1 protein-coding gene is annotated in these 715 nt (G+C 57.9%); it reads right to left on the bottom strand.

The window, feature by feature from the left end:
* Positions 1-715: FAD-binding protein (locus H6A60_RS12025; protein WP_205104948.1), on the bottom strand; the 715-nt coding region annotated here is incomplete at both ends.

Genomic DNA, 715 nt, shown 5'->3' on the forward strand with positions numbered 1-715 from the left:
GTGTCGGAACGATGATTCGGGCGGCAGCCTTGCCGGCCTTCTGCAGTCCGGCACCCACTTCGGTGCCCATGATGATGCCGTCGCCGGTATTCGAAGTCGTGCCATAGAAAGCCCAGCCGTCTACGCCCGGACCTTCCAGGAAAGCTTCGCGCATGGCCTTGTTGTACTCGTACCCGCCCGTGCAGAGAACGACCGCCTTCTTCGCGCGAACGTTGACGATCTTGCCGCCCTTCGTTTTCGCGGCTACGCCGACGATGTCGCCCGTCGAACCCTTGTACAGCTTGAAGGCAGGCGTTTCCCATACGACTTGAATCTTTTCACCCTGCTTCTTCACGCCTTCGGCAAGGCAGAGCCAGAAGGCTTCGCCCGAGCTTGTCTCAAGCTTCGGAGCCTTATAGGAAACCTGATTGAAATTCTTCATGCGCTTCGAATAGGAAGCGCGGTAGGCATTGTATTTGCAGTCCTTGGCGCCCGGGAAGTTGCCGAAGGAGGCCTTGTTGAAGCCCGGCTGAGAGCCGCCGATAAACTGATCGTCAAGGCTCTTCATGAAGTCGAGGTTGGTCGGGCAGAGGTCGGCCCAAATCTGGGCGAGCTTCTCGGAATATTCCGGGATTTCGCCTTCTTCCTTCCAGGGGATGTTTTCGCCCGAGAACATTGCCTGCGCATAGTCCTTCAGGGCCTTCTTGTCGCCGTCCTTGTCGGGGCTGTGGAAGAT

Source organism: Sutterella massiliensis (assembly GCF_016899755.1).
GTDB lineage: Bacteria > Pseudomonadota > Gammaproteobacteria > Burkholderiales > Burkholderiaceae_F > Sutterella > Sutterella massiliensis.